Raw genomic sequence first — 13,090 nt, 5'->3', positions numbered from 1 at the left:
AAATGGTATGGACGGGAATTGTGACGAAGTCAAGACAGGGGGCAGGGGTTGCCCCGCCCCCTGTCTCATCCATATCGAGATGCCAATACTGCGTGCGGTTACTTGTCGGCCTTCTTCTTGGCGCCTTCCAGCATGTGCCGTTTGGCAGCCGAGAGTTCGGCCTTGCGCAGGCGGATGGACTGCGGCGTTACTTCCACCAGCTCGTCTTCCTTGATGAAGTGCAAGGCCCGCTCCAGGGTCATGGGACGAACCGGGGTCAGGATGACGTTTTCATCCTTGCCCGAGGCCCGCATGTTGGTCAGCTTCTTTTCCTTGGTCGGGTTGACGTTGATGTCGTTTTCCCGGTTGTGCTCCCCCACCACCATGCCTTCGTACACCAGATTGCCAGGCTCCACAAACAGTTCGCCGCGCGGCTCCAGGTTGAAGAGGGCATAGGCCACGCCCGCGCCCTGGCGGTCGCAGACCAGCGAGCCGGTAAACCGCGTGGGGAACTCGCCGCGGTAGGGCTCGTAGCCATCCAGGATGGAGTTCATCAGGCCGGTGCCCTTGGTATCGGTGAGGAACTCGTCGCGGTAGCCGATGAGGCCGCGGGAGGGGATGGAGAACTCGATGCGCACGCGGCCGGTGCCCTTGTTCACCAGGTTGGTCATGCGGCCTTTGCGCTGGGAGAGCTTTTCCGTCACCACGCCCATGAAGGCTTCGTCGCAGTCCACGTACAGCTTTTCGATGGGCTCGTGGAGCTGGCCATTGATGGTTTTCAGGATGACCTGCGGCCGGCCCACAGTGAGTTCAAATCCTTCGCGGCGCATGGTTTCGATGAGGATGGCCATCTGGAATTCGCCGCGGCCCTTGACGAGCATGGCGTCCTTGCCTTCCCCTTCTTCCAGACGGATGGCCACGTTGCGCAAGGTTTCGCGCACCAGCCGTTCGCGAATCTTGGCGCTTTGCACATGCTGGCCTTCGCGGCCGGCGTAGGGCGAGTTGTTGGGCATGAACTGCATGGCCACGGTGGGTTCATCCACGCGAATACGCGGCAGGGCCACGGGGGTATCCTTGGCGCAGATGGTGTCCCCGATCATCACGTCTTCGATGCCGGCCAGGACGGCGATGTCCCCTGCCTGCACCTCGGTGGCGTCCACAAAGCCCAGGCCGTGGCACTGCTGCAGCTTGGTGACGCGCAGGCTTTTGGGCTGGCCGGATTCGGGGATGCAGGCCAGTTCCGCCCCGGCCTTGGCCATGCCGGAAAAGACCTTGCCGATGGCCAGACGGCCCAGATAATCGGAGTAGCCCAGGTCGGAAACGAGCATCTGGAAAGGCTTGTCCGGCTCGCAGACTGGCGGGGGGATGTGGGTCAGAATGGTTTCGAAGAGCGCGGAAAGGTCGGTCTCTTCGCCCTCCAGGCTGCGCTTGGCCAGCCCTTCGCGGCCGATGGCATACAGCACCGGGAATTCAAGCTGTTCCTCTTCGGCGTCCAGATCGATGAAGAGGTCATAAATCTCATTAAGGACCTCGTCGGCGCGGGCGTCCTTGCGGTCGATCTTGTTGATGACCGCGATGACCGGCAGATGGGCCGAAAGGGCCTTGCGCAGGACGAACCGGGTCTGCGGCAGGGGGCCCTCGGCGGCGTCCACCAGGAGGATGGCGCCATCGGCCATGGAGAGGGCGCGTTCCACCTCGCCGCCGAAGTCGGCGTGGCCGGGGGTGTCGATGATGTTGATTTTGATGTCGTTCCAGGTCACGGCGCAGTTCTTGGCCGCGATGGTGATGCCGCGCTCGCGTTCGAGTTCCAGGCGATCCATGAGCCGGTCGTCCACGGCCTGGCCTTCGCGGAACAGGCCGGATTGTTTGAACAGCGCGTCCACAAGAGTGGTTTTGCCGTGGTCGACGTGGGCGATGATGGCAACATTGCGAATGGCGGCATTGCGGCGCGAAGCCTGCATGGGGTGTGCTCCTGCAAGAGATACGGATGGAAGAAATGTGGGAGACTAAGGTCGAATGTGCGCGACTTCTTTACCAGGATCTGCCGCGCTTGCCTAGGACTTTGTCCCGAGGATTTCCGAGCCGTCTTCCCCCTTTTGTGCAAACCCATTGACTCGACCCCTCAACTATGCGATATTACGGAATCTTACCACCCTCTTCCCCGGGTTTTCCATGCGACGCATCCTGATTGTAGACGATTCCCCTGTTGCCGCCCTGCAGCTGGAGCATTGTCTGGCCAAGGCGGGCTATGAAGGGATCGTGGTGGCGCCAAACGTGCGCAACGCTTTTGCTCTGCTGGAAAAATCGGAAGCGGCTGATTCCCCTGCCGCACAGCCGGCGTTTGATCTCATCCTCATGGATATCAACATGCCGGACATGAACGGCATTCAGGCCACCCGTCTGCTCAAGGACGACCCCCGCCTGCAGGACATCCCGGTCATCCTCATTTCCGCGTCAGACGACAAGGAAACCCTGGAGCAGGGCTTCAACGCCGGGGCCATCGATTATCTGACCAAACCCATCAATCTTCTGGAGTTGCGGGCCAGGGTCAAGGCCGCCCTGCGGCTCAAGGAGGAGACGGACAACCGCAAGGCCCGCGAACGTGAACTGGAAGCCCTGAAGAACAAGTTCGAACTGCTTTCCAACCTGGACGGCCTGACGGGCATTGCCAACCGCCGCCGCTTTGACGTGGTCTTTGCCGCGGAATGGTTGCGCGCCCGGCGCGAGCAGACGCCCCTCTCCCTCCTCATGATCGACATCGACCACTTCAAACTCTATAACGATACCTACGGCCACCTGCAGGGCGATGCCTGCCTGCGCGCCGTGGCCAAGGCCGTGGCCGGTTCCATGAACCGCCCGGCGGATCTCGCCGCCCGCTTTGGTGGTGAGGAATTTGTGGCCCTGCTGCCCAACACCGAACCCGACGGCGCCCTGGCCATTGCCCGGCACATCCAGGATCTGGTGGCCGAGCTGGAAATTGCGCACGCCAGCAGCCCGGTGCATCCTCTGGTTACCGTGAGCATCGGCGTGGCCTGCGTGCTCCCCGATCCTGCCACCGACGCAACCGCCCTGATCCGCGCCGCGGATAACGCCCTCTACGCCGCCAAGCACGCCGGCCGCAACTGCATCAAGCTGGCGGAACAAGTGGCAACGGTTCCTGCACACCCTTGACATGCATCAAGGCCAACCGCCCGCCTCTGCCTTACGTTCGGCTCCGATACATGCAGCAAGAAAGGAGCCGCCATGCAACATCCTGCCACATCTCCCCTCCCCTCCTGCGAACAGGCCCCCACGCAGAGCGCCATCCGGCAACGCGATCCAGCCACCTGGGCCATCAAACCCCGCGCGCCCCTGGGGCTGATCACCCCGGACGAACTGCGTCGCATTGCCGACGCAGCCTCGACCCATGGCGTGGAAACGCTGAAGATCACCTCGGGGCAGCGCTTCATCCTCCTGGGCATCCCGGAGGGACAGCTTGAGCCATTGCGGGAAGCCCTTGGGTCTTCAGGCACGACCTTCTGCCGCAATTACGTGCAGGCCTGCCCAGGCACCGCGCACTGCAGCCATGCCGTCCAGGACTCCCTGGCCATGGGTAAGGAGCTGGAGGCGCTGGTCTTTGGGCGGCAGTTTCCGGCCAAGGTCAAGCTGGGGGTGTCTGCCTGCCCGTTCTGCTGCGCGGAAAGCCAGGTCCGGGACATCGGCCTGGTGGGCCGGCGCAATGGCTGGCATGTGTATGTCGGTGGCAACAGCGGCACCAAACCCCGCGTGGCCGATCTGCTGGCCAGGAATCTGCCGGATGCGCAGACGCTGGATGTGGTTCGCCGATTCCTGGACCACTATGCCGCCACCTGCGTGGGCAAGGTCCGTGTGGCCCGGTTTATCCAGCAACAAGGGCTGCCGGCCATCTGCGAGGCGCTGGGAGTGCCCCCGCTTGGCTAATCCCTTTACCCCACTGCTTTCATAGAGTATGTCGATGCAAACACTCTTGGAGTATCGACCATGCACGTGCTCTTGATCCTGTCCAGCAACGACCCTGAAATCAAATGGAATGCCCTGCGGTTTGGCAACTTCTTGCTCAACGAGGGCGAGGATGTGTGCGTTTTTCTCAATGGCTCTGCCGTCTCACTCTATGAAGGCGACAGTCCGGAGTTTCCCATTGCCGAGCAGGCCAAGCTTTTTGTCCTGAGCGAGGGCGTCCTCGCCGCCTGAGGCAAATGCATGGGCGTCCACGGGATGGACGCAATAGAACACGTTGAGCTTTCCAATATGAAGTTCCTGTACGAACAGATGCAGAAGGCGGACAAGATCATTTCCTATTGATGCCGGGCACCTTCAGCCGCAACGCCTCATAGAACGCATCCAGCACCACGCCCCCGGCCTGGAAGCGGTCCTGATCCCCGGCATGCCTGAGGGCAATGCCGGCCAGGGCCGCGGCCAGACCGGGGGTTTCCGCATGGCCGTAGCGCGTCTCGCGAAGGTCGATGTCGTGAACCATTTCGCCCAGACGGGCCAGGGCGTCGTCGTGCAGGCCCAGGCGGAGGATGAAGGTTTCAAAGGTGCAACGCTCGCCTTCATGTGTGAAGTCGGCCTGTTGCATGTCAAAGGTCACCTCCCCCGGGGCCGGCGAGTGCGTGGCCGTTTCCACAAAGGCAAAGGCCGCGTCTGGGTCGATGAATCTTCTGATGAGCCAGGCCGAGGCCATGCGGTCCACATGCACGCCGGCCCTGGTGACCCAGACTTTGCCCTGGAAGGTTTCCAGTGACCGCGCCACCTCCCCGGCCGCCAGCACGGCCCGTTCCCCCTGCTCCCGCAGCCGGGCCCCCATGCCTGCCACCAGCCCCTCCACCACATCGCCCCCCGGCGCGTTGAAAAAGTCCACGGCCCGAATCTCAGCCAGTTGTCGGCGCAATTCGGCCAGGTTGCGTGCGGCGATGTCCGGCGCCAGCGCCGCCAGCCCCTGCTCCACTCCCCTGGCCTGGGCCAGAAGGGCCGCATAGTCCTGCTCCCTGGCCTGCTGGAACAGGGCCCGCACCTGGGCGTCTTCCAGGCCGGCCACAAAGGCCGCCTCCACCACAAAGGCCTTGCCACCGCCGTCCTCGATTTCCCGCACCAGCCAGCCCAAATCCTCGCGATGCTGGGCCGTATCCGGCAAGGCGTAGACGGCGTTCTTGAGGGCCACAGCCCCGAGCCCTGCCAGCCGCTTGGCAACTTTTGCCCGCAAATAGGCCGGCTTGGGAGGGATATTGTGAATGCACAGCAGCCAGGGATGGGTCATGGTCACTCCTTCGATCAATTGCCAGATCAAGGCAACGTACAACATGCCAATTGACACGGCAAGCCCACATGCGTATATAGCAATTGAAAGTAAATAATCCCAATAAACATAACAATTGGCATCACACCAAAGGAGCCTTCATGCACCCTGCCGCTTCCCTCGCCGCCCAGCTCATGGCTGCTGCCGCCCGCACCGCCCCCAAGGCCGGGGGCAAGGATTTTCTGGAGATCATCATCATCGACAACCCCGAAGACCTGAAAAAGATTGCCGAACGCATGGCCGCCTATGCGCCGGAGTCCACCAATGAGGCCTTCTGGAACCGCGACGCCGCCAACTGCGCCCAGGCCGAGGCCGTGCTGCTCATCGGCCTGTCCAAGTTCACCGCTGCGGGCTACGACTGCGGAGCCTGCGGCTTTGCCACTTGCAAGGAATTCGTCCAGGCTCGCCAGGCGCAGGACAAGGAAATGGGCTACGCTGGCCCGCATTGCGCCATGCGGCTCATGGACGTGGGCGCGGCCCTGGCCTCTGCGGCCAAGTCGGCCAGCATCCTGTCCATCGACAACCGCGTCCAGCAGCGAGTGGGCGCCACGGCCCGCGCCCTGGGCTACATCAACGCCGAAGTGGTCATGGGCATTCCCCTGGGCGTCTATGGCAAGTCCCCCTTCCACGACCGCGCCGTGGCCGCCGCCAAGCATTAAGGAAGATGCGAGGGGAAAACCCGTTGGCAAGGGTTCTTCCCCTCGCGCTCCCCTTTCCCAAACTTCTTGGTGGGATTTCCTGCCAGAGGCCCGATGAACGCCATCAATTCCCTGTACGGGGTCGGTTTTCTGGCCCGATTCTCCTATGCCCTGGCCCGCAACCCGGTGCTGCCCCTGTTTGCCCTGTTCCTGGGCGCCGGGCCGGAAGCCGTGGGGCTGGCTGTGGGCATTTCCACGGTCACGGGCATTTTCTTCAAGCTGCCCTCGGGGGCCCTGTCCGACGTCATAGGCCGGCGCAAGACCATGCTGGCCGGGCTGTGGGTCTTTGCCGTGCTGCCCTTTGCCTATCTGTTCATCCACAGCTACTGGGCGCTGGTGGCCGTGCGATTCTTTCACGGCCTGGCCACGGCCATTTACGGCCCGGTGGTCATGGCCGTGGTGGCGGACCTGGCTGGCGAGAAAAAAGGCGAGATGCTCAGCTGGTTCTCCTCCGTGACCATCATCGGCACGCTCCTGGGCGCGCCTGTGGGAGGATTCATCCTGCATACGCTCTTTGGGGGCGAGGCAGGACCGGGGTTGTGGGCCTTCCGCGCGGTATATCTGGTGAGCGGCGTGCTGGGCGTGGCCTCCCTGGTGCTGGGCTGGCGCATTCTCAAGGGCGAGGAACGCATCGGGCATACTGGCGGCCTGCCGGCGCGCTGGGCAAAATTCAAGGCTGGCATCCGGGAAGTGCTTTCCGACCGCCGGGTGGTGGTGGCCTCGTCCATGGAAGGTATTCAGAACATGACCATGGGCGCACTGGAGGCCTTTTTGCCCATCTACGCCGTCACCGTGGCCGGGCTCAATGAATTCCAGGCCGGCCTGCTCTGGGGCGCGCAGATCGTAGTCACCATGCTGGCCAAGCCCGTGATGGGGCGGATTTCTGACCAGTATGGACGCAAGCATGTCATTGCCCTGGGACTCATCGCCTGCTCCCTCTCGTTCATGGCCATCCCCTGGCTGGGCGGCTTCTGGACGCTGCTGCTGGCGGCGCTGGTCTTCGGCCTGGGCGAGGCCTTTGTGACCTCCTCCTCTGCGGCCCTGGTGGCGGACATCTGCAAAAAACAACACTATGGCGCGGCCATGGGAACCTTCGGGACCATTTTCGACGTGGGCCACGCCTCTGGCCCCATCCTTTCGGGTCTGCTGGTGGGCGCCCTGGGCTTCAGGACCGCCTTTGCCCTCATGGGGGTGGTATTGCTGGCGGCCCTGCCTGTGTTATGGAAGGGCATCCCCACCTATAGCCCCCGGAGGACCCCATGAGCCACGCCCCGACGCCTCTCACTGCAGAAGAGACTGCCCTGCTGCGCAAGCTGGGATTGCCGGAAAAGGTTCTCCAGCACAGTGAACGTGTCACCACGGTGGCGCTCTGGATGACAGACCAGCTTCGGCAGGGCCCGGAGGACGAGGCCGTGGACCGTGAGCGGGTCCGCCGCGCCGCCGTGTTCCACGACCTGGGCAAGGTGCAGGATGGCGGCGTGTTGCACGGCGTCATCGGCGCACGCATCGGTCGCGAATTGGGCCTGGAGGAACACGTCTGCCGGACCATGGAAGTGCATGTTCGCAGCGGCGTGCCCCCCGAAGACGCCGAACGCTACGGCCTGCCCCCGGGCGATTACCGGCCCGAGACATTGGAGCAAAAACTCGTCGTCCTGGCAGACAAACTCATGGATGTGCTTGAAGCCGGCAAGGCCGCCAGCCCGACCGAAGCCCTCGAGCAGCTGGAATCCATCCTGGAGCGTCACCCTGCCCTGGGCAAGGATCCCGCCACCACCGCCCGCATCCTCGCCCTGGCCGGGGAATTCAGAGCCGCGCAAAAAAACTGAGCAGAACCGGGTGGGGATACCGTTGGCAGGGGAAAACGGGACGCCCCACCCTTCACGCGCTACCGAATGCGCAGCATGGGGCAGGCATCCTGCGCGGCGAGGGGGACGGCCTCGCCGATGACGGCGGCCAGTTCGCCGCAGTCTTCGAGCCTGGTCACAGCCTCGCGCAGTTGTGACGGTGGCACCCCCAGGACCAGCCCCCCGGAGGTCTGCGCATCGAAAATCAGATCAACCTTCACCGCGTCCAGCCCGGTGGCACAGTCCAGGGCGCTCTCGCAAAAGCGGCGGTTATTGTGGCTGCCTTCCGGAAGCAGGCCCATGCCCGCCAGCTCCACCGCCTCGGGAATGTAGGGGATGGCGGCCTGCTCCAGGACGATATCCACGCGCGAGGCCCGGGCCATTTCCAGCACATGCCCGCCCAGGCCAAAACCGGTGACGTCCGTGGCTGCAGCCAGCCCCAGGGTGCGGATGACTTCTCCCCCGCCCTTGTTCAGTCGGCCAGCCCAGCGATACAACAACAATTCCAGCTGGTCCCGCCCGTCCCAGTCGGCCTTGACCGCCGTGGCCAACACCCCCGTTCCCAGAGGCTTGGTCAGGATCAGGGCGTCCCCGGGCCGGAGCCCCCCGTTGCGCGCAATGCGGCCAGGCTCGATCAGCCCCGAGACGGCCAGTCCGAATTTGATGACCGGATCATCCACGGAATGCCCGCCGGCCAGCACCGCGCCAGCCTCCAGCACCTTTTCCAGGCCGCCCTGCAACATGGCCTGCAACACGCCAAGATCCAAGGTTTTTGCCGGGAAGCAGACGATGTTCATGGCCGACCATGGCACCCCGCCCATGGCGTAGACGTCCGAAAGGGCGTTGGCCGCGGCAATCTGCCCGAACCGCCAGGGGTCATCGACAATGGGCGTGAAAAAATCCACCGTCTGGATCAACGCCTGCCCAGACGGGAAAGACAGCACCACAGCATCCTCGTTACCGGTGGCGCCGGCCAGAATGCGCGGGTTCTGCGGGGCCTTGAGCCCGGCGAGCACCACCTCCAGGTCCCCTGGAGGAATCTTGGCGGCTCAGCCGGCGGCAGGCGCAGTCAGGGTCAGTCGCGGGGTGGCAGTCATGGTTCCTCAAAAAGGGGCGAAGGAAAGCCCGGTTAGGCGGCAGGGGGTTCGCCGCAATGTGTCATCAGGTAGTTCAGACAGGACTGCGCGGCGGGGAACAACACCCGCTGGCTGTGCGTAATGCACCAGAATTCCCGTTCCATGCGTAGCGCTGGCAGCGGGGTCTCCACCAGCTCGCCGCGGAGCAGGTGCTGCGCCGCAGCCAGACGAGAGGTGATGGCCAGCCCCATGCCGGCAACCGCACAGGCCAACAGGGCCTGCGTGGAGGCGACCTCAATGGCAAGCCGGACGGTGCGGGCATCCTTGCCTGCCCTGGACAGGGCCTGCTCCATGGCCAATCGCGTGCCTGAGCCGGGCTCGCGCATGACCCAGGGCTGACTCAGCCGTTCCTCCAGGGACAATGATTCCCGCACCCGGGGAAACTCCGGCGCTGCCACGCACACCAGTTCGTCTGCCCGCAGAAACGTGGCCACCAGATCCGACCGGTCCGGACGAGCGCCCGCCACGCCAAGCATGCACCGCCCCTCGGCCACCGCATCGGTAATTTCGGCAGAATCCCCGGTTTCCATGCGGATGGAGACATCGGGATAGGATTTCACAAAGCCCGCCAGCGCCGAGGGCAGCAGCGAGCCTGCCGGGATGGTGGATGCGCCCAGGGTCACTTCCCCGGTAATCCGGTGCATCAGCCCATGCACTTCCGCCTTGGCCAGCTCCACCATGCGAAAAATGTCCGTGGCTCTGGAATACAGGGCATTGCCAGCCGGAGTAGGCAGCACAGAGCGGCCCATACGATCGAACAGCCTGGCGCCAAGTTCCTTTTCCAGGGTCTGAATATGGGCGCTGATGGTGGGCTGGGACAAAAACAGCTCTTCCCCGGCGCGGGAAAAGCTGCGGCGTTCATACACCTTGCAGAAGGCTTCCAATCTCCGAAAATCCATATTGCGATCCTCCCCATCGAAAATATCAATACCATTGTTCAAAAAAAAGCAAGCCCCGAACATTGGTCGGGGCTTGCCTGGAGGATGCGTACGGCAGGCTTAGGCCTCGGCAGTGGCGGCTTCGGGAGCGGGGGCCGCTGCCGGAGCTTCCTTCTTGGCCTTGGCAGCCGGAGTATCGCCTTCGTAGCGAGTGAACTCGATGATGGCCATGGGCGCACAGTCACCGGTGCGGGGCTGGCTCATGCGCACCACGCGGGTGTACCCGCCACCGCCCGCGGCAAAGCGGGGGCCGATTTCGTCAAACAGGGTTTTGACGAGCCCGTGGTTGCCCAGCACCTTGTACGCCAGACGGCGGGAGTGCAGGTCGTTGCGCAGGGCCAGGGTCACGAGCTTGTCGGCCACGGGGCGCAGCTCCTTGGCCTTGGCTTCGGTGGTCTGGATGCGGCCATGAGTGATCAGGGCCTTGGCCATATTACGCAGCAGCGCCTTGCGGTGTTCCCAAGTTCTGCCGAGTTTGCGTCCGCGTTTGTTATGCCTCATGTTGCTCTTTCCTCTTGAGCCATTCCTGGTAGCGCTGCTCGAAGTTGTCCACCTTCACCCCGAATTCCAGGCCCATGTCCTGCAGCACGCGACGAATCTCGTCCAGGGACTTGCGACCGAAGTTCTTGGTCTTGAGCATGTCGTTTTCCGTGCGCTGCACCAGCTCGCCCACGAGCGAAATGTTGGCGCTCTTGAGGCAGTTGGTGGCGCGGACGGAAAGCTCCAGCTCATCAATGGACTTGAAGAGGTTTTCATTCAGGTCGGAAGACAGGGAGGACCCGATGCCATCTTCCTGGGAAACCTCTTCATCGAAGTTGATGAAGACCGTCAGCTGATCCTTGAGGATCTTGGCCGAGTAGGCGATGGCGTCTTCGGGAGAGACGCTGCCATCGGTCCAGACTTCCAGAATGAGCTTGTCGTAGTTGGTCATCTGGCCCACGCGAGCCTGTTCCACGGTGTAGGCCACGCGGCGCACCGGGGAGAAGCTGGCGTCGAGCTTGATCAGGCCGATTTCGTCGGACAGGCCCTCGTGCATTTCCGCCGGCACATAGCCCTTGCCCATGCGAAGTTCCAGCTCCATGTTGAGCGGGATATCTTCCGTCAGGGTGGCGATGTGCTGTTCGGGGTTCAGGACTGCGACGTTGTGCGTCTCTTTCACCGCAGCAGCCGTGACGACTCCGCGCTGATCCGCCTGGAGGTGGATGCGCTGGGGGTCGTCGGAGCTCATGGCGAAACGCACCTGCTTGATGTTGAGGACGATGTCCGTCACGTCCTCCATCACGCCGGGGATGGTGGTGAATTCGTGCTGCACCCCTTCGATGCGCATGGCCACCGGTGCGGCGCCCTGCAGCGACGACAGCAACACGCGCCGAAGCGCATTGCCGATGGTGGTGCCGAAGCCACGTTCCAGGGGTTCGCAGACGAACTTGCCATACAGCACGTCGGACTTGCCGTCGCGCACGATTTGCTCGGGCCTGACGAGTTCTTGCCAGTTCCGGGTGTTGATGAGCCGTTCGCCTTGTCTGATGAGCATGGTCGGCGGCCTTCCTTACTTGGAATAGAGTTCGACGATGAGGTGTTCGGCGATGGGGAAGGTGATGTCCTCGCGCTGAGGCAGGGCCTTCACGGTGCCCTTGAAGTTCGCGCCGTCCACTTCGAGCCAGGCGGGGCAGCCACGGCGGGCGATGACGTCCTGCGCTTCCAGAATCACCGGAATCTTGCGGGAGCCCTCGGCCACCAGAACCACGTCGCCAGGCTTGCAGCTGTAGGAAGGAATGTCCACCCGATGGCCGTTGACCTGGAAGATGCCGTGACGCACCAGCTGGCGGGCCTGGTCGCGAGAATTCGCGAAGCCCATGCGGTACACCACGTTATCCAGGCGGCGTTCGATGAGGGACAACAGGTTCGTGCCGGTAACACCCTTCATCATGTCAGCCTTCTTGAAGTACGCACGGAACTGGTCTTCAAGAATACCGTACATGCGGCGGACCTTCTGCTTTTCACGCAGCTGCACGGCATAGTCGCTCATCTTGCGGCGCAGCCGGCCGGCCTGGCCGGGGGCGTAAGGACGGCGCTCGTAAGCGCACTTGTCAGTGTAGCAGCGGTCGCCCTTGAGGAAGAGCTTGGCGCCTTCGCGGCGGCAAAGGCGGCATTTGGCGTCTGTATAGCGGGCCATGTAATCTCTCTCCTATTCCTCAAATCCCTTAGACACGACGCCGTTTCGGAGGACGGCAGCCATTGTGCGGGATGGGCGTGATATCACGAATGAAAGTCACCTTGAAGCCGGCGTTGTTGATGGCACGCATGGCGGATTCGCGGCCGGAGCCCGGACCCTTCACATACACGCCCACGGTACGCATGCCATGATCCTGTGCCTTGCGAGCTGCTGTTTCAGCAGCAATCTGCGCGGCGAAAGGGGTGGACTTGCGCGAACCTTTGAAGCCGGAACCGCCGGCGGAAGCCCAGCTGATCACGTTACCCTTGACGTCGGTGAACGTGATGATGGTGTTGTTGAACGTTGCGCGGATGTGGGCATGCCCAACCGGAACGTTTTTCTTCTCTTTCTTCTTAACTGTGCGCTTTGGCTTGGCCATGATGCTCTCTACCTGTATGCTCGATCATCTGGTTGCATGAATGGATGCGACCGTCAAAGGACAGGGGCCTACTTCTTCTTCTTGGCCACTGCGCCACGACGCGGCCCCTTGCGGGTGCGGGCGTTGGTGTGGCTGCGCTGGCCACGCACGGGCAGGCCGCGACGGTGCCGCAAACCGCGGTAGCAGCCGATGTCCATCAACCGCTTGATATTGGCCGTGATTTCACGGCGCAGGTCGCCTTCGACCTTATGATTGGATTCGATTTCCTTACGGATTTCGTTGACTTCTTCAGGCGTCAGGTCATCGGAGCGCTTAGTCCAGTCTACGCCGGTGGCGTCGAGGATCTGCAGCGCCGTATGACGGCCGATGCCGAAAATGTAAGTCAGCGCAATGTCCATCCGCTTGGAGCGGGGCAAATCAACGCCTGCAATGCGCGCCATCGTACTCTCTCCTTAGCCTTGCCGCTGTTTGTGGCGGGGGTTTTCGCAGATGATGCGCAGCACGCCCTTGCGCCGGATGACCTTGCATTTGGGACAAATCTTCTTGACAGAAGGCCGCACCTTCATGGCCTTGCTCCTTTTGCTGCG

General features: G+C 62.9%; 16 protein-coding genes. 6 read left to right on the top strand and 10 right to left on the bottom strand.

What is annotated here, in order from left to right:
* Nucleotides 1-98: 98 nt before the first annotated feature.
* The gene (typA, locus tag ACYQ00_RS09090; RefSeq protein ID WP_460031820.1) at nt 99-1,940 is read right to left on the bottom strand and encodes a translational GTPase TypA; all 1,842 of its coding nucleotides are present in this window, start codon (nt 1,938-1,940) and stop codon (nt 99-101) included.
* Nucleotides 1,941-2,151: 211 nt separating this feature from the next.
* On the opposite strand from typA, the gene ACYQ00_RS09085 reads away from it, so the two are divergent.
* The 3 genes from ACYQ00_RS09085 (at nt 2,152) to ACYQ00_RS09075 (ending at nt 4,299) form a co-directional block, all read left to right on the top strand.
* Entirely contained in the window at nt 2,152-3,150 is a 999-nt protein-coding gene (locus ACYQ00_RS09085) for a diguanylate cyclase domain-containing protein (RefSeq protein WP_460031819.1), read from the top strand.
* A gap of 72 nt (nt 3,151-3,222) precedes the next feature.
* Complete coding sequence (locus ACYQ00_RS09080; RefSeq protein ID WP_460031818.1) at nt 3,223-3,918, top strand: nitrite/sulfite reductase domain-containing protein; 696 nt, start codon at nt 3,223-3,225, stop codon at nt 3,916-3,918.
* 60 nt (nt 3,919-3,978) lie between these two features.
* Nucleotides 3,979-4,299, top strand: a complete 321-nt coding sequence (locus ACYQ00_RS09075) for a DsrE family protein (RefSeq protein WP_460031817.1) — start codon at nt 3,979-3,981, stop codon at nt 4,297-4,299.
* Here the strand turns inward: ACYQ00_RS09075 and ACYQ00_RS09070 are convergent.
* The gene (locus ACYQ00_RS09070; RefSeq protein WP_460031816.1) at nt 4,286-5,254 is read right to left on the bottom strand and encodes a chromate resistance protein ChrB domain-containing protein; all 969 of its coding nucleotides are present in this window, start codon (nt 5,252-5,254) and stop codon (nt 4,286-4,288) included. The genes ACYQ00_RS09075 and ACYQ00_RS09070 overlap by 14 nt on opposite strands.
* A 140-nt stretch (nt 5,255-5,394) precedes the next feature.
* Here ACYQ00_RS09070 and ACYQ00_RS09065 point away from each other — a divergent pair, with 140 nt between their 5' ends.
* From ACYQ00_RS09065 to ACYQ00_RS09055, 3 genes are all read left to right on the top strand, one after another.
* Nucleotides 5,395-5,952: a DUF2148 domain-containing protein gene (locus ACYQ00_RS09065; RefSeq protein WP_460031815.1), complete on the top strand. Its 558-nt coding sequence runs from the start codon at nt 5,395-5,397 to the stop codon at nt 5,950-5,952.
* A 93-nt stretch (nt 5,953-6,045) separates the two neighbouring features.
* Nucleotides 6,046-7,254: an MFS transporter gene (locus tag ACYQ00_RS09060; protein WP_460031814.1), complete on the top strand. Its 1,209-nt coding sequence runs from the start codon at nt 6,046-6,048 to the stop codon at nt 7,252-7,254.
* A complete protein-coding gene (locus tag ACYQ00_RS09055) occupies nt 7,251-7,817 on the top strand; it encodes an HD domain-containing protein (protein ID WP_460031813.1) in 567 nt (188 codons plus the stop codon). The genes ACYQ00_RS09060 and ACYQ00_RS09055 overlap by 4 nt, the downstream gene beginning before the upstream one ends.
* Nucleotides 7,818-7,876: 59 nt before the next feature.
* Here ACYQ00_RS09055 and selD read toward each other — a convergent pair whose 3' ends face one another.
* From selD to rpmJ, 8 genes are all read right to left on the bottom strand, one after another.
* The gene (gene selD, locus ACYQ00_RS09050) at nt 7,877-8,932 is read right to left on the bottom strand and encodes a selenide, water dikinase SelD (protein ID WP_460031812.1); all 1,056 of its coding nucleotides are present in this window, start codon (nt 8,930-8,932) and stop codon (nt 7,877-7,879) included.
* A 32-nt stretch (nt 8,933-8,964) separates the two neighbouring features.
* Nucleotides 8,965-9,870, bottom strand: coding sequence for a selenium metabolism-associated LysR family transcriptional regulator (locus ACYQ00_RS09045; protein ID WP_460031811.1), 906 nt, complete (start codon nt 9,868-9,870; stop codon nt 8,965-8,967).
* Nucleotides 9,871-9,969: 99 nt separating this feature from the next.
* Nucleotides 9,970-10,410, bottom strand: a complete 441-nt coding sequence (gene rplQ / locus ACYQ00_RS09040) for a 50S ribosomal protein L17 (protein WP_460031810.1) — start codon at nt 10,408-10,410, stop codon at nt 9,970-9,972.
* Entirely contained in the window at nt 10,400-11,443 is a 1,044-nt protein-coding gene (locus tag ACYQ00_RS09035) for a DNA-directed RNA polymerase subunit alpha (protein ID WP_460031809.1), read from the bottom strand. The genes rplQ and ACYQ00_RS09035 overlap by 11 nt, the downstream gene beginning before the upstream one ends.
* Nucleotides 11,444-11,458: 15 nt before the next feature.
* Nucleotides 11,459-12,085, bottom strand: a complete 627-nt coding sequence (gene rpsD, locus ACYQ00_RS09030) for a 30S ribosomal protein S4 (protein ID WP_460031808.1) — start codon at nt 12,083-12,085, stop codon at nt 11,459-11,461.
* Between the two features lie 28 nt (nt 12,086-12,113).
* A complete protein-coding gene (gene rpsK / locus ACYQ00_RS09025) occupies nt 12,114-12,503 on the bottom strand; it encodes a 30S ribosomal protein S11 (protein WP_460031807.1) in 390 nt (129 codons plus the stop codon).
* 68 nt (nt 12,504-12,571) lie between these two features.
* The gene (gene rpsM, locus ACYQ00_RS09020; RefSeq protein WP_460031806.1) at nt 12,572-12,943 is read right to left on the bottom strand and encodes a 30S ribosomal protein S13; all 372 of its coding nucleotides are present in this window, start codon (nt 12,941-12,943) and stop codon (nt 12,572-12,574) included.
* A gap of 12 nt (nt 12,944-12,955) precedes the next feature.
* A complete protein-coding gene (rpmJ, locus tag ACYQ00_RS09015) occupies nt 12,956-13,069 on the bottom strand; it encodes a 50S ribosomal protein L36 (RefSeq protein ID WP_021761569.1) in 114 nt (37 codons plus the stop codon).
* Between the last annotated feature and the right edge of the window lie 21 nt (nt 13,070-13,090).

This window comes from Megalodesulfovibrio paquesii (assembly GCF_054653055.1).
Note: the sequence above shows the minus strand (reverse complement) of the source record. Positions and strands in the feature narration are given on the sequence as shown.

What these genes read in the sequence shown, in the direction of transcription:
- ACYQ00_RS09080 (WP_460031818.1), top strand. Translation starts at nt 3,223, where the DNA reads ATGCAACATCCTGCCACATCTCCCCTCCCCTCCTGCGAACAGGCCCCC.
- ACYQ00_RS09070 (WP_460031816.1), bottom strand. Translation starts at nt 5,254, where the DNA reads ATGACCCATCCCTGGCTGCTGTGCATTCACAATATCCCTCCCAAGCCG.
- rpmJ (WP_021761569.1), bottom strand. Translation starts at nt 13,069, where the DNA reads ATGAAGGTGCGGCCTTCTGTCAAGAAGATTTGTCCCAAATGCAAGGTC.
- ACYQ00_RS09055 (WP_460031813.1), top strand. Translation starts at nt 7,251, where the DNA reads ATGAGCCACGCCCCGACGCCTCTCACTGCAGAAGAGACTGCCCTGCTG.
- rpsM (WP_460031806.1), bottom strand. Translation starts at nt 12,943, where the DNA reads ATGGCGCGCATTGCAGGCGTTGATTTGCCCCGCTCCAAGCGGATGGAC.
- ACYQ00_RS09060 (WP_460031814.1), top strand. Translation starts at nt 6,046, where the DNA reads ATGAACGCCATCAATTCCCTGTACGGGGTCGGTTTTCTGGCCCGATTC.
- rpsK (WP_460031807.1), bottom strand. Translation starts at nt 12,503, where the DNA reads ATGGCCAAGCCAAAGCGCACAGTTAAGAAGAAAGAGAAGAAAAACGTT.
- rpsD (WP_460031808.1), bottom strand. Translation starts at nt 12,085, where the DNA reads ATGGCCCGCTATACAGACGCCAAATGCCGCCTTTGCCGCCGCGAAGGC.
- typA (WP_460031820.1), bottom strand. Translation starts at nt 1,940, where the DNA reads ATGCAGGCTTCGCGCCGCAATGCCGCCATTCGCAATGTTGCCATCATC.
- ACYQ00_RS09035 (WP_460031809.1), bottom strand. Translation starts at nt 11,443, where the DNA reads ATGCTCATCAGACAAGGCGAACGGCTCATCAACACCCGGAACTGGCAA.
- rplQ (WP_460031810.1), bottom strand. Translation starts at nt 10,410, where the DNA reads ATGAGGCATAACAAACGCGGACGCAAACTCGGCAGAACTTGGGAACAC.
- ACYQ00_RS09045 (WP_460031811.1), bottom strand. Translation starts at nt 9,870, where the DNA reads ATGGATTTTCGGAGATTGGAAGCCTTCTGCAAGGTGTATGAACGCCGC.
- ACYQ00_RS09065 (WP_460031815.1), top strand. Translation starts at nt 5,395, where the DNA reads ATGCACCCTGCCGCTTCCCTCGCCGCCCAGCTCATGGCTGCTGCCGCC.
- ACYQ00_RS09085 (WP_460031819.1), top strand. Translation starts at nt 2,152, where the DNA reads ATGCGACGCATCCTGATTGTAGACGATTCCCCTGTTGCCGCCCTGCAG.